This is a genomic window from Psychrobacter glacincola (genome assembly GCF_965118485.1).
Classification (GTDB): domain Bacteria; phylum Pseudomonadota; class Gammaproteobacteria; order Pseudomonadales; family Moraxellaceae; genus Psychrobacter; species Psychrobacter glacincola_D.
Map to the genome: position 1 here is coordinate 17,257 of NZ_CBCPJH010000017.1, position 25,973 is coordinate 43,229.

Genomic DNA, 25,973 nt, shown 5'->3' on the forward strand with positions numbered 1-25,973 from the left:
TAAAAATTAAAGCCTCCAAATTTAGGAGGCTTTATTATATTGGTAATTATATATTTGTATACTATCTTTAGTACTCAAAGCTTAGCTTCGTGCTGAGTAACAGCGACTATCTTTATCGGCACGGCAAATGACCATTCTGAACCACCACTACAATAAAAACAGCCATTTTTAAATGAGACGATACAAGCCGTGAAATCATTACCACAGTGATCCATCATTGCTTGCTCATCGCTATCATCATCGACTGCACACCATATTTGTTTATCACCGCGTGCGAGCATCGCACGTGTTAAATCGCTTCCTTTTAATTCGTTACTCATACCCAGCTCCTTAACTGCTTTTAAATAGTTTGAGCTACTTCTCATTAAATATAGGCTGGTTGATAATCTTGTAATCACTACTTAATCAATGAACTCAAATAAGTCATGCAAATCCATTTGCCGCCAATCTGCGCTAGTAAGCAATTACCCATATACCTAACAGTGACTTACTACATTTTAACCACTGTCTACCTTGTTACTCTTTTATATATCTATATTGTATCTTAGATGTTCAATTGTAAAGATATATAAGCAAAACCTGGCAGGTATTTATAGCATTTCCGATAAATGGTCAATATAGGAATGTGAACGGTCAGTACAACTGCAAATGCTATTAAAGAATATACAAATTCTCAGTATTAGTATTTATAAGACAAAATTATCTTATAAATACTAGCGGTTGCTGATTGCTGATTGCTATTGCTATTGCTATTGCTATTGCTATTGCTATTGCTATTGCTATTGATCTTAAATCTATTTGTGTGAGTGACCAACACTAAAATAGAGGTATAAAATCAGGTAAAATAGTGTCTATGACAACACACTTGACAACCGTAAGCACAACTATCATCAGCCAACCAAACTTGCGTAAAATTATTCATATCGATATGGATGCTTTTTATGCCAGCGTAGAACAGCGCGACTTTCCAGAGCTACGCGGCAAGCCATTAGTGGTTGGCGGCGATCCCAATGGTCGCGGCGTGGTAGCAGCTGCAAGTTATGAGGTGCGTAAATTTGGCGTACGCTCTGCCATGTCATGCTATGAAGCCAGAAAACGCTGTCCTAATGTGATATTTGTACCACCACGTTTTGATGTTTACCGTGCTGTCAGTACTGAGATACGTCGTATCATGTACAGCTTAACGCCACACGTTGAGCCATTATCCTTAGATGAAGCTTATCTTGATGTTACCGGATTAGCAGTTCATCAAGGCTCAGCGACGCTAATGGCAAATTGGTTACGAGCACAGATTTTAGAACAAACAAGTCTGAACGCCTCTGCCGGTGTGTCTTTCAACAAAATGCTGGCAAAAATCGCCTCTGATATCAATAAGCCCAATGGCACAGCGGTTATCACACCAGCGGATGCCGAAGCCTTTATTAGTACCCTACCTATCGAGCGCTTTCATGGTATCGGCAAGGCAACCGCCAAACGTCTGCATGCGATGGGTATCAGTCATGGTGCTGACCTTCGTCGCATGCCAGCTGCCATATTGATCAATGAGTTTGGTAAGCGTGGACAGTTTTATCATGATATCGCTCACGGTTGCGACGAGCGTGCAGTCAAGTCTGAGCGTATTCACAAGTCCGTTGGTTCTGAGACTACTTTTAGAGACAATCTAACGGATAATAACAAACTGCGCCTACAGATTTATGAGCAAAATGCGGACGCCTTTAGTCAGCTGCATAATAAGCAGCTGCTCGCCTACACTATTACGCTAAAAGTAAAATACGCAGATTTCACTCAAGTAACGCGCTCTCATACTTTATCAACGGCATTTGACAGTGCAAAATCTGCTCATTTTTGGCTAGATAAGTTGTTTTTGGACATTCCGCGAGCCCTCCCTATTCGGCTGGTCGGTGTGACGTTTTCCTCATTGATACCTGCCACAGAGGTCACGCTACAATTGAGTTTGTTTGAGTAAATTTTTAGATCAACTTTATATTTTTTACTTAGGCTATTTTATTTATATTTAGTATTAGATAAATAATTGCCACTTACGAAAACGTTCTTTCATATCCTCATTTCTGCTATAATTGCGCCAAAATTTCTCTCTATTAAAAGATGCTTTATGACTGCTTCTCAACCTCAAAATTTAGATAGCCACTCCCATGATAATGCCAATGAGAACGACGATGTTTTAGATTACCTGAGCGTTGATGATTATGATTATGAGCTGCCGGATGAGCTGATCGCCCGTTATCCATTGGCGCAGCGCTCCGCATCCAAGCTGCTTTATGTACCAACTAACAATGAAGACAAAAACAATGTCAGTCAGATTGAAGATAAGTTATTTTCAGAGTTGCCTGAGCTGCTAAATACAGGTGACTTAATTGTCTTTAATGATACTAAGGTGATGAAAGCGCGTTTATTTGGTCAAAAAGATACGGGCGGAAAAATTGAAGTCTTGATTGAACGCTTGGTCACGCTTGAAGACCTAAATGCCGCGACATCGAATTTGAGTGATATAGATAAAACGCTGATAGCAAAAAAGCATCTCGCGCTTTGTCATATTAAAGCCAGTAAAGCACTAAAGCTTGGGCAAGCGTTTGTACTTGCTGATGGTCAGATGAATGGCGTGATGATTGGGCGTCAAGAGAATTTGTTTATCGTAGCGTTTGATGCCCCCATCTTGCCTGATTTAGAGCGTTATGGTGAACTGCCTATTCCGCCATACTTTGAGCGTCATGCCGATGCTACTGATAATACGCGCTATCAGACTGTCTTTCATGACCCTGCCAAGCTTGCTAGTGTCGCAGCGCCAACAGCAAGTTTGCATTTTGACGAACTTGTATTAGAGAAGCTGGCTGCAAAAGGCATTCAGACTGCCTTTGTGACTCTGCATGTTGGTGCAGGTACTTTTGCTCCTGTAAAAACCGACAATCTGCTTAATCATACGATGCACAGCGAATATGCGCACTTACCTCAGACTACCGCAGATCTTATCAATCAAACCCATGCTAACGGCAAGCAAGTGATTGCTATTGGCACTACTGTCACACGAGTTCTTGAGAGTGCCTATCAGCAAACAGCCGTCAATGGACAAGTACTGTCTGGTTGGTCGGGTGATACCGATATCTTTATCTACCCAGGTTTCAAGTTCGGCGTCGTGGATAAACTACTGACCAATTTTCACTTACCAAAATCTACTTTGCTAATGCTGGTCTCCGCTTTTTCTACTAAAAAAGCCATCGAGCAAGCTTACCAACATGCTATTAGATCAGAATATCGATTTTTCAGTTACGGTGATGCCATGCTACTTGATAGACAAATTGACTGATGCGCTTCAACATTAAGCAAACAATTCAGCTATTGGTGACAACAGCAGTGAAATAAACTGGTAAACTAAACGCTATTTTGTTATAACAACATAGATAACTTTTACTCCAAAGGGCTGCATATGTCTGGTCATTTATCTCATCGCTTGACTCGCATACATCGTGCGGTATCGATGGCTTTACTTTATTCAGTGAGTTATGCAGCCCTAGTATCTAGTGCACAAGCAGCAACGATAGGCAAGACGGTTGTTACCTCAGCTCAGCACGAACCTCTCGCTGCTACTATTTTGGTCACTGACATCAAAACTGCTGATTTTTCAGCGGGACTAGCGAACTCTGCCATTTATCAGCAAATGGGCTTAACTCCTACTGATTCAATGACAGTACGCTTTCAGCCAACATCTGCTACTAGCGGTCAGGTTTTTATTACCACCACCAAACCGGTATCTAAACCTTTTGCGGATGTGGTGTTAGCGATTAATGATGGCAATCAGCGCAATGTGATTCCAAAGACATTACTAATGCCGCTCAGTGACAGCGTACCGCTTGCTAGCTCTAAAAATATCGTTTCAGCTGAAAAGAAGCCCAACTTACCCATGGTTTCTAGCACTAACGCACAGCCCCTGACTGTTAGAAAAGGCGCACCGCCACCTTTGTTACTATCATATAATGCATCAAAACCTGCGTTAAACGCCACAAAGCTATCTGAGAGCACTATTCAAACGCCGAGTATTCAAGCACCTATTACTCAAATACCAAGCATGCAAGCTTCAAGTGCTCAAACAACGAATGCATCTTCTGACTTACCGACAGCAGTGGCGACGAATCAAAGCAATACCACAACCTATGCACCTAGTCGCTTAGAAAATGGACGCTTAAATAGTCCTGTCGATGTTAATAACAGCGTTCTAATGACGAATGCAAATAATAACAATGCAGGTGTAAGCGCCTCAGCAAATAGTATGCCTTCTGCTGCTGACGCCAATGACAAACAGTTTGATATCTTAAACATCCAAGTCACTCGTCAGATACAACCTAAAGACAAAACTATTAACTCAAACAATAGCAATAACACGGCGTTAAATGACATTGCTGTTAATAGCATGCCTTCTAATCCAGCCGCTTTACAACAAGAGGCAACACGCAAACTTTCTAGTTCTAGTGCAGACTCAACTAAGTTAGCCAGTACTGAGATAAACTATACAGTACAGCGTAACGACAACTTATGGGTTATTGCTCAGCAAATAGCAGATAAAAACAATATCGATGTGCAAACTGTGATGAAAGAGATTCAGACACAAAACCCTGATGCCTTTATCAATAAAAATGCCAATCAATTAAAAAAAGATGCACAGTTAAGCTTGCCCAATTATGACGTGTTGCCATCACAGCAGAAGCTTGAAGCTGCCATCAACGCACAAAGACAATATAGAGCAGCCAATACGCCTGCTGCAAAAAAACCAGTTACGCCAAAAGCAACACCTAAATCTGAGTCTGTACAAACCGCTAAGCGCGCTGCAAAACCGGTGACAACTAAGACCCAAGCGTTACCAAAAGCGCAGTTCTCTGTTCTTGCTCCCGGTCATGAAGGTAGCGCAGATGGCACTAAAACTAAAGCGGGCGTGACAGCAGGTAATGGACTGAGTACCGACGTATTAACCCTGCTTAAATCATCTAGGAAAAGCACGGCTTCACAGGCTCAGCAGTTATCAAAAACCAGCGGCACGCTTGATAGCTATACTCGTAAATTACAATTACAAAACCAAAAACTGGCTGAGCTGCAAGCTCGTCTCAAAAAATTACGCAATCAATAATTGCCTAACCGATCTATGCAAGCAGCTGTGATCGCAGGCGTGGAGTAACTATGGACAATATGCTATATATCATCGCCGGATTGGTGGTCATTTTACTCATCGTGGTTTTGGTCATGCGCAAAAACAAAGCGCAAAAGCCATCAGAGCAGTCAGGTCTACAAAGCCGTAAAACCGAGACTTTATCGACACAATCTGGCTCTAAAAGCACGCCTACTCAAACAGCGACCAATCATGAGAAGAAGTTTGATCACATCGATATCGCTCAGCGTTTTATGGATCAGCAGCGCTATGACAAAGCGATTGAAACCCTCAATCGCGGTCTTATTGAAAAACCAAATGACAGCCAAATGTCGCTTAAGCTACTTGCTGTCTATGCGACAATAGATGAGTCTGACAGTTTTAATAAAGTCTATAATGCCATCAAAGCAAATAACGATGAGCAAAGTATCGCACAAGCTGACGAGCTAAAAGCCTTACTGACGGCCGAGCAAAAACAAGTTGCTAAGCATACCTTACCACCAGATAACAGCCAAAGCACTGAATTTGAAAGTCTGGACTTCGACTTACCAACTGATAAAGCGGCGTATAATAATAGTCCTGTTGTTGATACGGCTGCCGAAAAGGCGCTATATCAAAATGACTTATTAGAATCTACTTATCAGCCTAACGCTGCTTCTGATACTTTTGATAACAGTCAGCGTGATAGTAATAACTTTGAGGATATTGAGCAAGCATTTGATCTTAGCTTAAGTGATTTAGAAGATAGCGCTAATGAGTCTGCTTATATGGCTGATGTTAGCGCAGCACCGCTCACCACGATTAATTTATCAAATAATAATAATATCTTAGTATCTGCAGCTTCAGTGATAGAAAACGACATTGTTATTGATAGTAATAATATCGATGCCGACTTTGACTTTGATTGGGCTGAGAAAAGTTCTGTTTCTACCGAATCTTCAGTTCAGGTTACTTCTACTCAGGATAACGTTAACAATCCGTCGAATGAGCTAAGCTTAGATGATGAGTTCGTTTTAGATTTAGATGACTCACATATTGATACTGATAGCACTATCAATAATGAAGTTAACTCAGCAGACATAGCCTATGACAGTCTGTCCTTATCTTTAGACAATAATGATGTGTCAGATGAAACGTCAAATCAAACAGAGATTCAGCAGTCTTCTGCTGTAGATAATTTCGATGATTTTAGTTTTGAAGACATCAGTATTGAAGACGCGAATATCAAAGATTTGAGCATTGAAGAAACGGGCATCATAAAAAATAAGTCTGAAGCTCCTAGCATTGCCCCTACTACTTTGATGTTCGATGACAATACTGTCATAGACGATGATTTCGATTTTGATAATATAGCAGAGCTTGCCACGACTAGCATGCCAGTTGCAAGCGAGCCATTTGGTCATATTGATAATGCTATTGCACCTGTAGCTGAGATTACTAGTGCTGAGGACTTCTCGGCTCAGTTTGCAGCAGATTTTGACTTTGTCAAAACGTTGGATAGCAATCAAGTCACATTAGATTTAGCGGGTCAATACCTACAACTTGGCGAATACGATAGTGCCAAGCGCTTACTTAATGAAGTCATCGCTCAAGGTAATAGTGAACAGCAGCAGCAAGCACAACAATTACTTGAGCGCACCACTTAAATCATTCTTAAACAATTAAGCTGAATAATTAAGACAACAACGAGTATTCTATCCCTTTAGAATACTCGCTTAATTTCATTACGCTCTACTTCTTATTATTTCTATTATTCCTCTGCAAATCATTTCTTTCCCTCATCATTCTGCTTTATAGTATGTCTAATCAAAAATAATACAGCGCTCTTCTCTATGACAAATATAATACCTGCACCTGTTCAACTTATCTATGCTGGTGGTACTTTTGGTAGCTATGGTCGTCCGTTAGCACCCTTGTCAGCAGAGGTGTTTTTACCGACCCTACAGCAACTACTGTCTGAACAAGACAATACAAGTAACCTACCTCAGATATCATGGCTTGATAACGCCTTGATTAAAGACAGCAGTCAGTTTACACCTAGTGATTTTGTGCATTTTTATCAGCTGCTGCTGTGCGCTTATCAGCAAGGCGGTAGACGTTTTGTATTAATCACAGGCACGGATACCCTCAGCTATTTGGGCGCATTTTTAGCAGAAGCTTTTGCGGGTAGTGATATTTGCGTGGTTGTCACCGGTAGTATGCGTCCGTTGCTAGATAGTGAAGAGCTACATACTTATAAAGTCGATGCCCAAAGCGATGCTTGGAATAACCTTACTGATGCGTTAAAACTGGCGGCCGCCGGTGAATCAGGCGTAAAGACTGCCTTTGGCGGCGAGTCGTGGCCAGCGCAAACGGTACAAAAAATACACAGCCATGATTTTATGGCGTTTACTGGTCACTCTAGAGCGGCATACCCTGCCAACAGTTATATCAAAACCTTGCCAGAAACACGTCGTCAGCATTGGCTTGATGACCAACAGGATCTTAGCGCTGATATTGTAGTTCGTGCTGAACATGCTGGCCTCCATGCTTTATACTGTATGCCCAATGATACTGATGTACTAAACCAACAGCTAAGAGCGTTATTAACACAGCCGCCTTGTGGCATTATTTTATTAGGCTACGGTGCTGGCAATGTCCCTTATTCAGAAGAGTTAGCAGAAGCACTACAACTCGCTTATGAAAAAGGTCATATGGTCGTATGTGCCAGCCAATCACCGTTTGGCGGCGTGAGCGACACCTATGCGGCAGGCAGTTGGCAATACGATTATCAAGTGATTGCCGGTGGGCGCTTGACCATTCCGGCTATTTATGCACGCCTACTTTGGTTATTGCTGCGCTATGATAGTCCAGCACGGCGGCGTCAACGCTGGTTAAATAACGTCCAGCAAACGGCCACCAGTATTAAAAAACGCTAAGCCTTTATCTATAAATTCTGTATAAGCTTTAACATGACCATACCTATGACTGTAAACATCGAAGCAAACCGCCCAACTTATACCTTAGCGATTGCTATTGAATTCTTGGGTACCAATTATCATGGATGGCAACGCCAAAGAGAAGTACTGGGCGTACAGCAAGCGTTAGAGAACGCTATTAGCACTGTCGCTAATGAGGCAGTAGAAGTGATTGCCGCAGGACGCACCGATTCAAGCGTTCATGCCAGCAATATGATTGCCCATTTTGTCACTCATGCTTATAGGCCTACGCACAATTGGCTGCGCGGTGTGAATAGCCTGCTGCCTGATGATATCGCCTTGCGCTGGGTTCAGCCAATGCCTGCTGACTTTCATGCGCGTTTTGCCGCTATTGCCCGTCGTTATCGTTACGTTACCCTCAATCAAACCCAGCGTCCTGCCATTCTGAACCATCAAGTAACGCATATTCATGAGCCGCTTGATCTAAAAGCCATGCAGCTCGCAGCAGCTGATATCGTCGGTACACACGATTTTAGTAGCTACCGTGCTGCTGCCTGTCAATCCAATCAGCCTGTACGCAACATTAGCCATGCCAATCTTTTTGCTCATGGTCAATTTATCGTATTCGATATTCAAGCTGATGGATTTTTGCATCATATGGTGCGAAACTTGATGGGTACGCTCTACGCTATCGGTAGACACGAATTAGAGCCAGCGGACTTTTTAAATATTTTGGCTAAAAAGGATCGCACGATAGCACCGCCTACCGCTTCGGGTGATGGACTATATTTTATTAACGCCTATTATCCTGAGCATTTTCAAACCTTGTTACCCAATGCGCCGCTCACCCCTATTTGGCTAAACCTTCCCGACTAGATTAGTATGAACTGATATACATATCACTTACAGGCTGTCAAGTAAAAATCAGGTTCTGTATTGCTTTAACCTGCTAACTTACGTATAATATGGGCTTATTTTAAATTGATTGATGACACAAATTATGGCAAAAGACGAGATTATTGAATTTGAAGGCGAAGTTATTGATACCCTTCCGAACACTTTGTTTAAAGTTCGTTTAGAAAACGGACACGAAATCATTGCGCATATTTCAGGTAAGATGCGTAAGCATTACATTCGCATTTTAACTGGTGATAAAGTTAAGGTTGAGATGACACCTTACGACTTGTCTAAAGGTCGCATCACTTATCGTGGTAAGAACTAAGTCTTTATCTACTAAAATGGTTATAAGAGCATGATTATAATGCTTGAGTGGTTTAACTGATAATAATAATGATACTGCTAACCTACTCATTATTGCCTATCATATTTTAGTAAGTTAATATTAATATTGACATCGATTTTGCTTTTATCATAAAAATACCGCTACCTATCAGCGGTATTTTTTTTGTCTAAAATTTATTGATTATTTAAATTCAACGGTTGCCCCATTTTGTATCACGCCTAATAGAGCTAGTGAATCCCAGTTGGTTAAACGTATACAACCTGCCGATGCTTGACGGCTGATACGAGCAGGGTCAGGTGAGCCATGAATGCCGTATGATGGCTTACTGAGACCTATCCATACTAATCCTACTGGATTATTGGGACCCGGCGGCAAAATAGACTTGCTGCCATTTTCTGCTGTATAAGTATAATTAGGCTCGTGTACCTTTACTTCGACTTTATGTATGCCAGTCGGTGATGGCGTAGCCGTACTCCCTACTGTGGTCGGATAGCTAGCGACCAAGCTGCCCTCATCATCATAAGCATATAATGTCTCGGTGGTCTTGTCAGCAACCACTCGACTAACGGGCTTGGTGTTAGGATTACCAGGATTATAAACCGTAATGGTTTCGCCTACCGCGAATTTAGCGTTTGGATTAAGTGTTTTAAGATAGTTTTCACTGATATGAAACTTTTCTGCCAAACCTTCAATGACAGTTTCATAATACATCCCTTCAAGTTTAGATTTGGCTTCTGCACCTGCTGGAATCGTTGTGGTTTTGATATTAACATCTGCATCAGTAAGCTGATAGCTCACTAACACTGGTTGCTGCATCAATTTATCGTTTTTGGTTAATGCCTGCCAGGTCTCAGTATTTAATGTATCAGTCACTGCCAACCCATTTGCCATTTGAAAAGCTTGCATCGCTTTACGAGAATTCTTTCCCCAAGACCCATCAACTGCACCAACGCCGTTTTGCTGCCAGTTTAGTAGCGCTTGCAGCTTGGTAGTAGTATCACGATCTCTCTTCATACCTTGTTTCCAAGTAGCACTATTTACCTTTTGCGCCACCGCTGGCAAATTGTCGGTTGTATATTTAATAGTCGGTAAAAACTTATTTAAAGACACAGCTGTTTTGCTTTTACCAGCAACCTGTTGACTCACACCATTAGTTACTGGACTTACATCAGTGGTACTGCTAGCTGTAGTTTTATTGGCGACATTTGGGTTGTTAGTCGCAGCAATACTTTGATTCATAAACAAAACTGTTGATAAACCAATCGCTGCTATTGCCGCACTGATTTTCGTTAATCGATACATGTAACACTCCTAATTTCTAAATGATATTTTTATTACTCTTAAATTTTTATAATTTTCGAAAACCTTATTTACTCAAATGACTACTTTTACAGGTCGATATTTAGATGAATATAAATGCCTATCTATCTTTAATTTAGCTAGGTTATTCATCTCAATTACAAGTGACCTATGTTGCCACACGCTTTTGTAGGCTTATAACGGCATTGTGTTAATAAGCGTCTTAGAATGCAGCATCTGTGTTAAAACAAAGGTCTTTATACAGCTTTATAGTGAAATGCGTTAACACTGGCAAACAATAATTTTGTATAACAGCAATATGCATAATAAAGAGCGCATAAAGAACCCATAAATTGCTTGGCAACTTATGGGTTTTTAACGGTAGGTTTACTATTGTCAATATTTAATAAGGCAGCTCATATTAAGGCGATATCAATTAAATCAATTTTGCCAATACAGCTTGTCCCATTTCTTGACAGCCAACTTGTTTAAGTCCGGCTTCGCTACGATCTAAGATATCAACCGTACGTAAGCCATCGTCGAGCACTTCACTGACTGCTTGCTCAATCGCTTGTGCAGCCTCTTCTTGCTTAAAAGTATAACGCAGCATCATCGCGACAGATAAGATAGTCGCTAGCGGATTGGCTTTGTCTTGTCCAGCGATATCAGGGGCTGAGCCATGACAAGGCTCGTACATACCCTTGCCAGCCTCATCAAGGCTTGCTGATGGCAGCATCCCGATAGAGCCTGTCAGCATTGCTGCTTCATCAGATAAGATATCACCAAACAGATTGCCGGTTACCATGACATCAAACTGTTTTGGGTCTTTAATCAGCTGCATACAGGCATTGTCAGCATACATATGCGATAACGCGACATCGCCATAGTCCACTTGCTGCAGCTCAATCATCGTCTGCTTCCAAAGCTCAGTCACTTCTAAAACATTGGCTTTGTCTATTGAGCAAACTTTGGCTGCTGTGCCAGCGGCTTGTGCTCGGGTTTTCGCTAATTCAAAAGCAACCTTGCCAATACGAGTGATTTCGCTCGTGCTATATACCATAGTATTGTAGCCTTGCTGCTCGCCATTCTCTAACGTGCGAATGCCGCGCGGCTCACCAAAATAAATACCGCCTGTTAGCTCACGCACGATTAGCAAATCTAAGCCCGAAATAATCTCAGGTTTGATACTTGATGCATTTACCAGCTGCGGATAAAGTTTTGCGACGCGTAGATTGGCAAACAAGCCAAGCTCACTACGAATTTTAAGCAGACCACGCTCAGGACGCTTGCTACGCTCAATACTATCCCATTTAGGACCACCAACCGCACCTAATAACACTGCATCTGCTGCACGCGCGCGCTGTAACGTTTCTTCTGGCAAAGGCTCACCCGTTGCATCAAATGCTACGCCGCCGATCAATCCAGACTCAAGGGTCAAACCTAGCGCAAACTTATTATTGACAGCATTGAGCACATCAATAGCTTGGGTCATGATTTCAGGACCGATGCCATCGCCTGCTAGTGTTAAAATCGTTGCCATACTGATCCTTGTGGGTAAGTAAGTGTTGTTTATAATCTTGCTCTCATGTAGTGAGAGGATTTTAAAAAATGACTTCTTGTACAATTAATTGTGCAAGAAGTCGTATATTTTATTGTTTTTTTAAAAATTTAATTTTAAACGATAAAAATCCATATTTAAAAATAAGCTGGCTTGCCTGTCAAACTTTGACTATTAAAATTTGGCTCTTAAATTCTGATTATCACACCTTGGTCTTTACTTTCACTTTTGATTGTACTGGTGTCGCTTTCACAACGCGAGCTTCTACAAACTCCCCTTGATGCTCACCTATCTCTTTACAGAAACGGCGCTCTACTGTCTTTCCTTGATATAGCTCAACGCATAACGGCTCAGGCGATGCGGTATCTAACAAGCTACCCGAGCTTTGAGTGGATTTCTTTTGATAAGCACGCAGCTGATAAGTTCCAGGAGTCGCAAAATCATGAATCATGGCAAAACGCTCGACATAACCTAAGTTATTTTCTGGATAGAAATTGACTTGCACTTCACGTTTGGCAGGTTTTAATCGGGCATAATAATTGGTGAGCCCAGCGATACCAGACGCCGACAAAGGTACAATCTTCACCTCGTTTTTGTGAACGAGCGGTGTCATATCCATAGTCATTGAAGCCTTACTATGTCTATTGTTAATGCGATTTTTACTGTTTGCATTCACGTTTTTCATCGCGACCAACATAGCAGGACTAATAGGTTCATGCGTATCACTACCTATAATGCGGTTATTATCAATGCTAGCAATCTCACAGTGATAAGTACCGACACAGGCAATATTTACTTCACCAGCGATAGGCTTGATATTACCCGTCCAAGTTTTTGCGTTTTCTGCTTGCTCTATCTGTTGATAGCCTGTCAACGATTGACAGCCAGATAACCCTAAGCTTGCGGCAATCACCGCGCTTGTCCAGATAGCAAAACATATTTTATTCATAATGGCGGCTACTATTTATAAAGTGAGAAATATAATAAAGGAAAAATAGATTACCTGTCATTTTAGCCACTTACTCACCATAACTCAACGCTGTATTAGCGCTGGGCTATTTTTTATGATGACTTATCATTTGCTTGATTTAGTTACGTTTGCTGTTTGATTTTTGCCATTACTAATTTTTCAATTTATAACATTGCCAGTATGAATGACTATGCTTTAACGTCATTAAATATCCACGGCGTTTTTTGCAGCATTTTTTGCTCATAGTCTTTGATCCCATCGCTTTGCTGTAAGGTCAGTCCAATATCATCAAGACCATTTAGCAGACAGTGTTTACGAAAGTCATCAACCTCAAACGCATATTCTTCGCCCGTTGGGGTAACGACTACCTGACGCTCAAGATCAGCCGTCAATTCATAACCTTCGTTGGCAAACGTCGCTTTCATTAAGCTATCAACGATTTCTTCATCTAATACTATTGGTAGCATGCCATTTTTAAAGCAGTTGTTATAAAAGATATCAGCAAAGCTTGGTGCGATGACCGTACGAAAGCCATATTCTGAAAGCGCCCAAGGGGCATGTTCACGGCTAGAGCCACAGCCAAAGTTACGGCGCGCTAACAAAATACTAGCGCCTTGATAACGCGGCTGATTTAAAATAAAGTCAGGGTTGATAACGCGAGTGCTATTGTCTTGACCCGGATAGCCTTCGTCAAGATAACGCCAATCATCAAATAGATTGACGCCAAAACCGGTACGTTTAATAGACTTTAAAAACTGTTTGGCAATAATCTGGTCGGTATCGACGTTTGCGCGATCCAGTGGGCAAACGATACCGGTTTGAGTGTTATAAGCTTGCATAGTATTTCCTATCGATATTGTGCTTATTATTAAATAGCGCGTAATAACTAAAACGTCCGCACATCCACAAAGTGACCTGCTAATGCTGCTGCTGCTGCCATCGCTGGACTGACTAAATGAGTGCGACCACCATTACCTTGACGACCTTCAAAGTTACGGTTAGAAGTTGAAGCACAATGCTCTTGTGGCTCAAGTTTATCAGCGTTCATCGCTAAACACATAGAACAGCCCGGCTCACGCCATTCAAAACCAGCATCAGTAAACAAGATATCCAAACCTTCTGCTTCTGCTTGTAACTTCACTTGCCCAGAGCCCGCTACCACGATGGCTTCTTTGATAGTATCAGCCACTTTACGACCTTTAATTACCGCGGCGGCATCACGCAAATCTTCGATACGTGAGTTGGTACACGAACCGATAAAGATACGGTCAAGCTGGATGTCGGTAATTTTTTGACCGGCTTCTAAACCCATATAGGTATAAGCGCGTAACCAACCCTCCTCTTGCGCTTCATCAATCGCTTGATCTGGCGTTGGCACAGACTGGGTGATATCAACAACCATCTCAGGTGAGGTGCCCCAAGATACTTGTGGCGCAATTTGACTACCATCAATCTCAATCACGCTATCAAATACGGCATCATCATCTGAATAAAAGGTGCGCCAATACGTTTCTGCTTGTTGCCACTGCTCAGCGGTTGGCGCATAAGGACGACCTTTTACGTAATTAATTGTCGTATCATCGACGGCAACCATGCCTACGCGCGCACCTGCTTCAATCGCCATGTTACAGACAGTCATACGACCTTCCATCGTCATGTCTTCAAAGACTTGACCGGCAAACTCAATAGCATATCCTGTGCCGCCAGCGGTACCGATTTTTGCAATGATAGCCAGCACGATGTCTTTTGAGGTCACGCCAGCGCCAAGCTCACCGCTGACACGAATTTGCATATTTTTTGATTTCTTTTGAATCAAGCATTGGGTTGCCAACACGTGCTCAACTTCAGAGGTACCAATACCATGTGCTAAGCAACCAAGTGCGCCGTGCGTGGCAGTATGCGAATCACCACAAACGACGGTCATACCTGGCAACACCAAGCCTTGCTCAGGACCGACAACATGCAAAATACCTTGACGGGCGTCGTTAATGGTAAATTCAGCGATATCAAACTTGGCACAGTTTTCATCCAATGTCAGGACTTGTAAGCGTGATACTTTATCTTTAATACCTGCCACGCCTTCTGAGCGCTCTTTGGTGACTGTAGGCACGTTATGATCCGGACTGGCGATATTGGCTGACAAACGCCAAGGCGCTCTATTCGCCAACTCCAAACCCTCAAATGCTTGCGGACTAGTGACTTCATGCAGCAAATGGCGGTCAATATAAATCAGGCTCGAACCATCATCACGCTTGGTGACTTCGTGAGCATTCCAAAGTTTGTCATATAACGTTTGACCGGCCATGTTGCTATCCTTTTTAGTGGCTAATGACTTCATTTTTCGTTTACCTAGCGTTTGCCCAGATTAAGGCGAGCCAGGTTTTTATTTAAAATAAAAGAGTGACTGCTATAATTGGCACCTAAAATAAGAGTTATGGCGCCAATTATCAAGTAAATACAATAAATATGTCAGAATACGTCTTGATGTCTTGTGATTATAGCAGGCTAATCCTATAATAATAATTGATGATTTTTGTATGGTTGCAAACTTTTATTTCTAATACATTATGATTGGGTTAGCCAACTTTTATTTATAGCTTAATATTTAGCTAAGGAATTCGGTGTGAATACTACGAACTTAACGACATTCGTGACTGTGATGAATACAGGCAGTATTTCAGGTGCAGCAGAAAAGCTGTTTATTACTCAGCCTGCGGTCAGTAAACGCATCAAAAACTTGGAAGATGAGTTCAATATTACCTTATTTGACACAGTAGGTCGCGGCATCGTGCCGACTCAAGCCGCTAGTGAGATGCTGCCACACGCCAAACGCTGGCTTGAAGACTATGAAAACTTCAAAATTAACTTGCAGCATTCTAAGCATATTGTCTCTGGCAAGCTTGTTATTGGTACCAGTCATCACATAGGCTTGCATCATTTAGCGCCTGTGCTGAAACACTTTATCCAAGCCTATCCTGCCGTACAGTTAGAGGTGCATTTTGTCGATTCAGAGACCGCTCATAAAGCAGTCCTTGATGGTGATTTGTCTTTAGCCTTTCTGACGCTGCCGCCTGTTTATGATAAACGCCTGACCTATCATACTTTATGGTCAGATCCACTCTACTTTATGACTGGCACCTTATCACCGTTAGCCACAAAATCTAACGTCACGCTTGAGCAATTAGCACGCTACCCTGCTATTTTGCCCTCTGCCAATACCTTTACCACTCAGATTACCTTGGCTGAATTTGCTAAACACAACCTAAAGCCTTATGCCACTATGAGTACCAATCCACTTGAATCTATTCGAATGTTGGTGTCTGTGGGACTTGGTTGGTCGGTATTGCCGCAAACCATGATTAGCCAAGACTTAGAGCGTATTGATATGGCAGACAATATCGAGTTGCAGCGTTATTTGGGCGTGGTTATTAATCCAAAACTGACCCAATCGAGCAGCGTGACGGCATTATTAGATTTACTAGCGCCTATTGAGTAAAGAGTAAGAAAAATCTTTAAAAAACTGAACTAAGAAAGGCGCCTTATTGAGAGAAGTAGCCCATTCGCATTTGTAGCATTCATACGTTATAATACGTCTGACGTTGTTTAGATAACATAAATTTACCTCAATCGTACTGATAGTCATATATTGAAGCGTTCTAGTAATATATGATGGTAAGCAGTAGGTTTAATGGTTTTAAATGATTGGTTATATAAACGATTGATACTTATATATAATGAGCTAATGCGAGCAATGAGAATGTAAAGCGATCGATAAATTTGCCGTTTTAGATCAACCAGGATGCTATAAATATCAGTCTTAGAACAGCATCAATCATATAAAACTAACAGAAGATTGTGAATAAAAGCCATTATGTCCTACTTAATGGCTTTTTTCGTCTTTAGATTTTTCTCTCAAGGTATTGTTTTTGAGCAGCGTCTTGTAAGACTTAATTTTTCTTGTTAAAAATAATAACCGCCAACCTTGTTGGTTAAGGATAGTTTATATGAACGGAGTTTCTAGTGGCGTGCTGATATCACTTGGCGCCTATTTCTTAGTGATGATCGGTATTGGGGTCTACGCTTATTTTAAGCAAGCTAATGACACTGAAGGGTACATGCTTGGCGGCCGGAGTTTAGGTCCCGCTGTTACTGCACTGTCAGCAGGTGCTTCAGACATGTCCGGTTGGTTACTACTTGGTCTACCAGGTTATATGTATGCCGATGGTGTTGTGAGTATTTGGATTGCGCTTGGTTTAACGATGGGTGCCTTCTTAAACTATATTATCGTCGCACCACGTTTACGGGTTTATACCGAGATTGCAGACAACGCAATCACGCTACCCGATTACTTTGCTAACCGCTTTGAAGATAAATCACATATGCTGCGCGTGTTCTCAGCAGTGGTTATTATCTTATTCTTTACTGTCTATACCGCAGCCAGCTTAGTTGGTGGTGGTAAACTTTTCGAAAGCTCACTTAACCTACCTTACAGCACTGGTCTTTGGGTCACAGCTGGTGTGGTCGTCGCTTATACTTTGTTCGGCGGTTTCTTAGCGGTATCAATGACTGACTTCGTACAGGGCGTTATCATGCTATTTGCGATGGTCATCGTACCAGTCGTCGCCTTTACTGACTTAGGCGGTATATCAGCCACAACTGAAGCAGTTCGAAACATTGATCCAAACCTGCTTAATATTACCAGTGGTATGACCATCATGGGTATTATTTCCTTATTAGCCTGGGGCTTGGGGTACTTTGGTCAGCCACATATTATCGTACGCTTTATGGCAATTCGCTCAGTTAAAGATATACCAACGGCACGTAACATTGGTATGAGCTGGATGATTGTGAGTTTAGTTGGTGCATTGATGACTGGTTTCGCTGGTCGCGCTTATGTACAAAAAACAGCGATGACGTTAGAAGATCCTGAAACGATATTTTTAGTCTTCACTCAATTCTTATTTACACCATTAGTTTCTGGTTTCTTATTAGCTGCTATTTTAGCTGCGATCATGAGTACGATCTCATCACAACTATTGGTCGTATCAAGCTCATTAACCAAAGATGTCTATAAGCTGTTTTTCGATAGAGATGCCCCAGAAGCACGCCAAGTAATGGTTGGTCGTCTTTCGGTTATTGTGGTTGCAGTCATTGCCATCTTACTAGCTTCTAATCCTGAAAGCTCTGTACTAAGCTTGGTCTCTAACGCTTGGGCAGGATTTGGCGCCGCATTTGGTCCGCTAGTTATCTTTAGTCTTATTTGGCGTGGTATGAATAGAAATGGTGCGGTTGCTGGTATGGTCGTTGGTGCATTAACCGTTATCTTATGGATCTATGGTCCTTTCCAGATGAACGGTATGGCGCTTAACAGCTGGTTATATGCGATTGTTCCAGGCTTTGTATTAAGCACTATCGCTATCTTTGCTGTTAGTATCATGACGGGCGGTCCACAAGCGTCCATCACAGCGAAATTTAAAGAGATGGAAATGAACTTAGATAAATAAGCATCTTTCAACTGCTATTGTTAAATTAGAAAACCTCGCTATGATGGCGAGGTTTTTTATTGTCTTATTAAATATTATCAGGTTTTCTCAATATTAACTTACGCTAGCTAACCTTATATCATCAATTAACGTAAGAAAGTATGAAAGTAAGTGCCTCTCTACAGCTTACAATCTGGCAGTGACTATCTACTAATTTTAAAGTACCTGCAGTGTTATTATGGTTATATTTGCAGCTTCTATCTGGATGACATACTGCAAGCAGCATTTGAACATCAAAGTATCGATGTTATTGAGTTTAATCCATACCCTTTAGATTTATATCGATGAAGACAATAAAAAAGCGACCCATAATTAATGTATCGCTTTTTTATTTATAATTTAGTCATTTAAAATAAAGTTTTACTTTCCTTGATAAGACAGTTTCATACCTAGGATATAGCCGTCATTGTCTTGGAAATCACCAACGATTTGTTTGGTTGGTAATTGACCTTTAGCATCACCGAACCATAAGTATTTACCCCCAGCTGATACTGCCCATTCAGGAGTAACGTTGTATTTAGCACCTAAGCCAACACTGTAGTAGCCATCGATAGGACCTAGTGAAGTCGTTGGATCGCCAGCACCGCTATCCCAACCAACCGTACCACTAACTGCTAATGCTGGGGCTAGACGCTTGGCAACACCAAGTTCTACCTGCCACTGATCATCGCCATATTCAACCAGTGCTAGGCCATCAGGACCGTATGCAGGGTTATTCTTACTAACTGCATTATATAATGGTGGCGTAATATTAAAGTCACCCCATGGTACCCAACGTACTTTTGCAGTTGCTAAAGTTGTAGGATTAACACCTGTCTGGAAATCAAAGTTTACGGATTTTGGTGTTGTAATTTCCATAGCATTATTTTGAGTCGCGGCTGCTGGATTGCCTGCTAGAAGACCTGCCAATGGATATGTTTCATTAATGTTCATGCTGTGGTCAATCTCTGAACGATAGGTCAGTGCCGCTTTCAAAGCAATTTCAGGTTTACTATAAGAAGCGCCTAATATATAACCATAGTCCTGATCTGGGCTAATATGCGAGGTGTAACCTGTGGCAGGGCCATACGCACTACCGCGCAATTTTACATCAGCCTGAACGCGCTGAGCGACTGGACCACCATAAATTTGGAAGTTTTTATCCGCGCCAAGCTTCATACCCATAATAGCAGTAATGCTTTCAGTACGTACTTCAACGTTGGTACCCTCAGTATTAGCAAGCTGGCCAGCAGCGTAACCATTTAGCCCTACCAGAGGAGCCAATTGCGCTTCACCAGCTGCAATTTGTGCTTTACCGCCAACGATCTGAGGGCGTAAAACAGATTCAAGCGTAGGATTTGCTGCAAGGGCTGCTTCCGCTTGTCTGACTTGCTGTCTACCTGCTTCTAATTGTTGCTGAGCACCTTTAACGTATGCATTTAAGCCTTGAGCACTCGTAATATTTTGCCCTGGAACTTTTCCATTTAATTGTTGAGCAATAAGCCCATCAATTGCTGCAGTTGGAGCACCTGTAAAGTTGCTATCTCCAGTGTAAGCGGCAGCAGCGCCGAATGGCTCGTCATACAGGATACCAATGCTAAAAGTGTCGTTAATATCTGTTTTTACGCCATAGCGAAAGAAGTCGTAAGACTCGGCAATATCACCTGTACTCTTACCTTGAACATAGCCTGCGTCATCAGTAGCAACACGTGCGTTATCAAAACCACTAACGTCGGCATCGATATAAGTATATACCGCTTCAGCGTAAGTGCCATCTTGTAAGAATGCAGTGATATCTTGACCTGAACGATCAAGACCTGCAGCATTGGTCATACTGGCTACAGAAAGAGTAGCTATCGCTACAGCAAGAGTTTTTAAATGAAAAGTAGCGCGCATTGGGTATCTCCAAACATCCTCATTGTTTAACCGCCTGCATAATTAATATTCAGTATTGTTACTTGAAATATAAGATTATGTAAACGACGTCCTAAATGAATAGTAATCACTTTTTGACACTAAAACAACACTTAAAACACTTTATTTCTCAATAATGACTCTTCAGTACAGTTATTAAAGTTCGCAATGAACGAACAACAGTTTATTAAAGATACTTTAAATGCCTTATGAACTCAAATTTTAACAAACTTAAATCTAATAACTATTAATTCTAGAATTTTAATATATAAAAAAACGACCCATTAAGGATCGTTTTTGAAGTTATTGAGAGTGTCTGATCTAGATTTAAGCCACAAGCGCTTAGTTAAAATTTTGCTTCGCTTGGTAAGACAGTTTCACACCAAGAGCAAAACCATCGTTGTCTTCAAAGTTACTAACAACATTCTTTGTTGGTATTTGACCTTTTGCATCACCAAACCATAGGTATTTACCACCAGCAGAAATAGCCCAGTTGTCAGTCAAATTATACTTTGCACCAAGACCTGCACTGTAATAACCTTCGATAGGACCTAAAGAAGTGACTGGATTACCAGCACCACTATCCCAGCCGATATTACCAGTAACAGCTAAGGCAGGCGTTAAACGTTTTGCCAAGCCTAGCTCTACCTGCCATTGATCCTCGTCATAGCTCACTAAAGATAAACCTTCAGGGTACTGTGCTTTACTTACCTCTGTATAAACAGGAGGTACAATCGCAAAATCACTCCATGGTACCCAGCGTACTTTTGCTGTGGCTAAAGTCGTTGGATTGATACCTGTTTGAAAATCAAAGTTTACAGATTTTGGAGTAGTGATATCTATTTCACCAGCTTTTTCAATACTAGCGACAGGATAGCTTTCAAATATTGGTAGGGTATGATCGATTTCTGAGCGATAAGTCAGTGCAGCCTGCAGAGCAATTTCAGGCTTACTATAAGATACACCTGCTAGCCATCCATAATCCTGATCTGAGCTGATATGAGCTGTATAACCAGTCGCAGCGCTATATGCTAGTCCGCGTAGTTTTACGTCTGCTTGCACTTGTTGAGCAACCGGACCGCCATAAACTTGGAAGTTTTTATTTTCGCCAAATTTCATACCAAGAATTGCTGTGATATTTTCAGTACGAACTTCAACGTTAGTTCCTTCGCCTTTAGTATTAAACTCTGCTTGTGCAGCAGCCACAGCTGGTCCAAATGCTTTGTACTGTGCTTGCTCTGTAGGCGTTAATTCGATTTTATTATCAATTTTATACTTAATTTCACCTACTGTTTTAGCCGCAGATGCAAAATCTTTAATTTTACCACCCGATATAGCATTGATAGTAGCATTACGATCACCTTGAGCGACAAAGTTGTTGTCACCACTATAGTCAGCCGCTGCGCCAAAAGGCTCATCATATAAAATACCAACACTGAATGTGTCATTGATATCTGCTTTTACCCCATAACGGAAAAAATCATAAGACTCCGCGATGTCACCAATTTTGTTACCTTGCTGGTAAGCATTTTTATCATCACCAACATAAGCGTTGTCATAACCACTAACATCAGCATCTAGATAAGTATAAACCGCTTCAGCATATACACCGTCTTGCAAAAATGCGGTGATATCTTGACCTGAACGATCAAGACCCGCTGCGCTTGCAACGCTAGCAACAGAAAAAGCAGCGATAGCCACTGTAAGAGTTTTAAGGTTAAAGTTTGCGCCCATTGTGTGTCTCCAAACATCCACATTGTTTTACCACGATACCGACCTTGGTCAGGTAGACGGTACATAAGGGAAAGGATACTAATGTTTTTTTTACACTAAAACAATAATATTTCCCTAATATGACTGGATAGTCACTGGAGAGTATATTTATTCAAAAACAAACATGTAATTCATCAAATAATAATTTTATTTGTTTGCTGATTAGAAATAGTAATTAATAAGACTAATAATGAGGCGGTCTATCAGCTATTACATCAAATGGCGCTATTCCACTATCACTATCTTGGCTCTCAACTTGCTTATATATAAATTGCAATTGCCGTTGTAGGGTTTGGATATGTTTATCTTGGCGAGTAATCACCTCATCCAATCTCTCTACGGTAAGCTCAAGATGAGACATATTCATCTGCAATTCAACTAACTGTGATTCTACATTAGCTTGTGTAGATAGATGATGAGTTTGAATATTGGATACATTTTTACTTTCTGGATTTGTCTCATTCATATTTTTCTCGATTCGATATTAAAATAATAAAGCGATGTCTAAAGGGTCGGTAAAATACTTACGCGGTTACATGACGTTTTAACGATTAAATTGTGCTGATAATTCGCTTTACGCGCACTACAGTTAGCTGGCAGCATGTTATACTGCTGCAAATTTTGCAACAACCCCTACCTCACTATTATATAAGCTTAAGATATTCTATGGCACTGATACATTTAAAAGATATTCACCTTGCCTTTGGCGTCGCTCCTGTCCTTGATGGCATTGACTTTGCTATCGATGCAGGCGAGCGCGTGTGTTTAATTGGTCGCAATGGCGAAGGCAAATCCACCTTATTTAAGCTAATCAATGGCACCTTGTTGCCTGATAGCGGCGAAGTGATCATTAATAATAGCGTACGCGTCGCGATGCTTGAGCAGGATGTGCCCGAGACTAGCGGTAAAATTTTAGATATCGTCATGGGCGGCAGCAAACGCACTGCTGAGCTACTGATCAACTATAATGCGCAAACTGATTTATGTGCCAATGGTGACATGGATGCCTGCGAGCGTATGGCAGACTTGCAGCATGATATTGATGCGGTGCATGGTTGGGATTTAGAGCGTGAAGCGACGCGCCTGATTACGACGATGGGTCTTGATCCTGAAGACGACTTATCTTCTTTATCAGGTGGTCGTAAGCGTCGTGTTTTATTAGCGCGCTCTTTAGTGACCAAGCCTGATGTATTACTACTAGATGAGCCAACCAACCATTTAGACGTTGATAGTATTGAGTGGTTAGAGCGTTTCTTATTAGACTGGCAAGGTCTGACATTGCTGTTCGTCACCCATGATAGAGCATTCGTGAATAAATTATCGACTCGTATCATTGAGCTTGACCGTGGTCAATTGACCAGTTATGACGTGACTCAAGGTGAAGGTGGCTATGCCCGCTATCAAGAGCTAAAAGAGCTACAGTTATTGGCAGAAGAAAAGAACAATGCCAACTTTGATAAAAAGTTAGCACAAGAAGAAGTTTGGATTCGCCAAGGTATCAAAGCGCGCCGTACCCGTAATGAAGGCCGTGTCCGTGACTTAAAAGCATTGCGTGAAGAACGTGGCGAGCGCCGTGAGCAAGTAGGTAATGTCAACATTACCATGGGTCAAGGCGAGAAAAGCGGCAAGCTGGTCTGTAAAGTTAAAAATTTACATCTGCAATATGATGACCATGTACTGGTTGATAACTTTAGCACCACTATCATGCGCGGTGACAAAATCGGTATTGTCGGTCCTAATGGTGCGGGGAAAACCACGCTTATTAAAGCTCTACTCGACATGTCTGATGATGATGTCATCAAAACCGGCAGCGTTGAATTAGGGACTAACCTAAAAATAGCTTTCTTTGATCAGCTGCGTGACCAATTAGATCTTGAAGCCAGTGTGGCACAAAACGTTTCAGAAGGTTCAGACTTCGTTGAAGTCGGTGGTCGTAAGACACACATTATGAGCTATTTGCAAGACTTCTTATTTGCCCCAGAGCGTGCACGTACGCCAGTGAAAGCCTTATCAGGTGGTGAGCGTAATCGCGTGCTGCTTGCCAAGCAACTATTAAAACCTGCCAACATCCTTGTACTCGATGAGCCTACCAACGATTTGGATATGGCAACCCTTGAGCTACTAGAAGAATCAGTCGCAAGCTTTGGCGGCACGATTTTGCTTATTAGCCATGACCGCTCATTTATGGACAACGTCGTCACCTCGACTTGGGTATTTGATACCGATGAAGACGGTAAAGGAACAGTCAGCGAATATGTTGGCGGCTATCAAGAGTACCTAGTACAAAAAAATCGCGTAGAAGCTTCTAAGGCAGCTAAATCTGCTAGTAATAATACCACTACTAGCAAAGCAGGTAATAAATCAGCCACAGTAGCAAAACCAAATAACGGCGCTAAAAAGCTCAACTTTAACGACCAGCGTGAGCTTGATGCATTGCCACAAGAGATTGCTGCTTTAGAGGCGGAACAAACTCAGCTGGAAGAAAAGCTGGCTGATGGCTCATGGTTCAATCAAGACTTTGATGCGGCAACCGCTGCTAGTGAGCGTTTACATGCCATTGAAGATGAGATGATGAATAAGCTTGAACGCTGGAACACATTGGAGAGCTAATTAAGTCTTTACGCACACGATAATTGCCATTTTATAAGATAAAGTAGCAATTATCATGTCACAGCGACTTACAAAGTAGTGATGTACTGAAAGTTAGTGAACATTGTCTTAATTTCAAGTATCATTCCCTATTGCTGAATACCCTTATCATTTATAAGGTCATTAACCATAACATTTTTGTTAAAATAAAGCAGGCGTTAAACATTGATAATCAAGACGTTATGTTCAGATTGCCTTGTTTAACACTGTAGCGTGCCCTATTGCGGTTGCTTTATTTTTAACACAATAATTTATTTTATGACCAAAATAGCTTAGAATAGTAACAATTAGCAAAATTAGGCACAGCTAACGTGGCTTGATAATTGTCATTTTCTAAGCCACAAACCCAGTGTGGGATAATCCCATTTCATTCACCTGGAGGAAGTATTAATGAGCCATGCCGAAGGCGTTAACGTACAACGCCGTAGAGTTCTTATTGCCTCGACTGCCGTAATTGGTGCAGCTGGGGTAGCTGCTGTGGCAACACCTTTTGTCCGCTCTTGGACCCCAAGCGCTAAAGCTGAGGCTGCCGGTGCGGCAGTGACCCAAGATATTGGTTCTATCGAAGCAGGACAAATGGTTGTCATCAAATATCGTGGCAAACCTATCTTTGTAGTTAAGCGTACTGAAGAGATGCTGAAGTTGCTTGACTCAGTAAAGCCATTGTTGTCTGACCCTGATTCTGATGCCTCTTTACAACCTGAGTACTGTAAAAATACTGGACGTTCTATCTCACCAGAAATATTAGTGGTAGAAGGCGTCTGTACGCATTTAGGCTGTGCGCCTAACTACCGTCCTGATGTTGGTGCGGCCGACTTAGGTGGTAATGACTGGTTCGGTGGATTTTTCTGCCCCTGTCACGGCTCTAAATACGATTTAGCCGGTCGTGTTTATAGTGGTGTCCCTGCGCCGCTTAACTTACCCATCCCAGATTACAACATGGATGGTACCATCTTGACGATTGGGGAGGCTTAA

Annotated in this window: 20 protein-coding genes; 11 read left to right on the plus strand and 9 right to left on the minus strand. The window is 41.7% G+C overall.

The window, feature by feature from the left end:
• Nucleotides 1-74: 74 nt before the first annotated feature.
• Complete coding sequence (locus ACMHKH_RS07935) at nt 75-320, minus strand: hypothetical protein (protein WP_413520103.1); 246 nt, start codon at nt 318-320, stop codon at nt 75-77.
• Between the two features lie 533 nt (nt 321-853).
• Here ACMHKH_RS07935 and dinB point away from each other — a divergent pair.
• From dinB to infA, 7 genes are all read left to right on the plus strand, one after another.
• A complete protein-coding gene (dinB, locus tag ACMHKH_RS07940; RefSeq protein WP_413520104.1) occupies nt 854-1,966 on the plus strand; it encodes a DNA polymerase IV in 1,113 nt (370 codons plus the stop codon).
• 147 nt (nt 1,967-2,113) lie between these two features.
• A complete protein-coding gene (gene queA / locus ACMHKH_RS07945) occupies nt 2,114-3,322 on the plus strand; it encodes a tRNA preQ1(34) S-adenosylmethionine ribosyltransferase-isomerase QueA (protein ID WP_413520105.1) in 1,209 nt (402 codons plus the stop codon).
• Nucleotides 3,323-3,442: 120 nt separating this feature from the next.
• Entirely contained in the window at nt 3,443-5,134 is a 1,692-nt protein-coding gene (locus ACMHKH_RS07950) for a FimV family protein (RefSeq protein ID WP_413520106.1), read from the plus strand.
• Between the two features lie 50 nt (nt 5,135-5,184).
• Complete coding sequence (locus ACMHKH_RS07955) at nt 5,185-6,798, plus strand: FimV/HubP family polar landmark protein (protein ID WP_413520107.1); 1,614 nt, start codon at nt 5,185-5,187, stop codon at nt 6,796-6,798.
• A 186-nt stretch (nt 6,799-6,984) separates the two neighbouring features.
• Complete coding sequence (locus tag ACMHKH_RS07960; RefSeq protein WP_413520108.1) at nt 6,985-8,070, plus strand: asparaginase; 1,086 nt, start codon at nt 6,985-6,987, stop codon at nt 8,068-8,070.
• A 45-nt stretch (nt 8,071-8,115) separates the two neighbouring features.
• A complete protein-coding gene (truA, locus tag ACMHKH_RS07965) occupies nt 8,116-8,946 on the plus strand; it encodes a tRNA pseudouridine(38-40) synthase TruA (protein WP_413520109.1) in 831 nt (276 codons plus the stop codon).
• Between the two features lie 124 nt (nt 8,947-9,070).
• Nucleotides 9,071-9,292 carry a translation initiation factor IF-1 gene (gene infA / locus ACMHKH_RS07970; RefSeq protein WP_010199824.1) on the plus strand — a complete coding sequence of 74 codons (222 nt, stop codon included), beginning with the start codon at nt 9,071-9,073 and terminating at the stop codon, nt 9,290-9,292.
• Nucleotides 9,293-9,493: 201 nt separating this feature from the next.
• Here infA and ACMHKH_RS07975 read toward each other — a convergent pair whose 3' ends face one another.
• The 5 genes from ACMHKH_RS07975 to leuC all read right to left on the minus strand — a co-directional run bounded on the left by ACMHKH_RS07975 (nt 9,494) and on the right by leuC (nt 15,445).
• The gene (locus ACMHKH_RS07975) at nt 9,494-10,615 is read right to left on the minus strand and encodes a L,D-transpeptidase family protein (RefSeq protein ID WP_413520110.1); all 1,122 of its coding nucleotides are present in this window, start codon (nt 10,613-10,615) and stop codon (nt 9,494-9,496) included.
• A gap of 433 nt (nt 10,616-11,048) precedes the next feature.
• The gene (gene leuB / locus ACMHKH_RS07980) at nt 11,049-12,152 is read right to left on the minus strand and encodes a 3-isopropylmalate dehydrogenase (protein WP_413520111.1); all 1,104 of its coding nucleotides are present in this window, start codon (nt 12,150-12,152) and stop codon (nt 11,049-11,051) included.
• 220 nt (nt 12,153-12,372) lie between these two features.
• Nucleotides 12,373-13,119 carry a hypothetical protein gene (locus ACMHKH_RS07985; RefSeq protein ID WP_413520112.1) on the minus strand — a complete coding sequence of 249 codons (747 nt, stop codon included), beginning with the start codon at nt 13,117-13,119 and terminating at the stop codon, nt 12,373-12,375.
• A 209-nt stretch (nt 13,120-13,328) separates the two neighbouring features.
• Nucleotides 13,329-13,979 carry a 3-isopropylmalate dehydratase small subunit gene (leuD, locus tag ACMHKH_RS07990; protein ID WP_413520113.1) on the minus strand — a complete coding sequence of 217 codons (651 nt, stop codon included), beginning with the start codon at nt 13,977-13,979 and terminating at the stop codon, nt 13,329-13,331.
• 47 nt (nt 13,980-14,026) lie between these two features.
• Complete coding sequence (gene leuC / locus ACMHKH_RS07995) at nt 14,027-15,445, minus strand: 3-isopropylmalate dehydratase large subunit (protein WP_413520114.1); 1,419 nt, start codon at nt 15,443-15,445, stop codon at nt 14,027-14,029.
• 318 nt (nt 15,446-15,763) lie between these two features.
• Here leuC and ACMHKH_RS08000 point away from each other — a divergent pair, with 318 nt between their 5' ends.
• Both ACMHKH_RS08000 and putP read left to right on the plus strand, forming a co-directional pair.
• The gene (locus ACMHKH_RS08000; RefSeq protein ID WP_413520115.1) at nt 15,764-16,636 is read left to right on the plus strand and encodes a LysR family transcriptional regulator; all 873 of its coding nucleotides are present in this window, start codon (nt 15,764-15,766) and stop codon (nt 16,634-16,636) included.
• A 508-nt stretch (nt 16,637-17,144) separates the two neighbouring features.
• Nucleotides 17,145-18,644, plus strand: a complete 1,500-nt coding sequence (gene putP / locus ACMHKH_RS08005) for a sodium/proline symporter PutP (protein ID WP_413520116.1) — start codon at nt 17,145-17,147, stop codon at nt 18,642-18,644.
• Between the two features lie 399 nt (nt 18,645-19,043).
• On the opposite strand, the gene ACMHKH_RS08010 is transcribed toward putP, so the two are convergent.
• The 3 genes from ACMHKH_RS08010 to ACMHKH_RS08020 all read right to left on the minus strand — a co-directional run bounded on the left by ACMHKH_RS08010 (nt 19,044) and on the right by ACMHKH_RS08020 (nt 22,815).
• Nucleotides 19,044-20,558: an outer membrane protein transport protein gene (locus tag ACMHKH_RS08010; RefSeq protein WP_413520117.1), complete on the minus strand. Its 1,515-nt coding sequence runs from the start codon at nt 20,556-20,558 to the stop codon at nt 19,044-19,046.
• A 360-nt stretch (nt 20,559-20,918) separates the two neighbouring features.
• Entirely contained in the window at nt 20,919-22,310 is a 1,392-nt protein-coding gene (locus ACMHKH_RS08015) for an outer membrane protein transport protein (RefSeq protein ID WP_413520118.1), read from the minus strand.
• Nucleotides 22,311-22,533: 223 nt separating this feature from the next.
• Complete coding sequence (locus tag ACMHKH_RS08020; protein WP_413520119.1) at nt 22,534-22,815, minus strand: SlyX family protein; 282 nt, start codon at nt 22,813-22,815, stop codon at nt 22,534-22,536.
• Between the two features lie 200 nt (nt 22,816-23,015).
• On the opposite strand from ACMHKH_RS08020, the gene ACMHKH_RS08025 reads away from it, so the two are divergent.
• Together ACMHKH_RS08025 and petA are read left to right on the plus strand one after the other, a co-directional pair.
• Nucleotides 23,016-24,959, plus strand: a complete 1,944-nt coding sequence (locus ACMHKH_RS08025; protein ID WP_413520120.1) for an ATP-binding cassette domain-containing protein — start codon at nt 23,016-23,018, stop codon at nt 24,957-24,959.
• Between the two features lie 429 nt (nt 24,960-25,388).
• Nucleotides 25,389-25,973: a ubiquinol-cytochrome c reductase iron-sulfur subunit gene (gene petA, locus ACMHKH_RS08030; protein ID WP_413520121.1), complete on the plus strand. Its 585-nt coding sequence runs from the start codon at nt 25,389-25,391 to the stop codon at nt 25,971-25,973.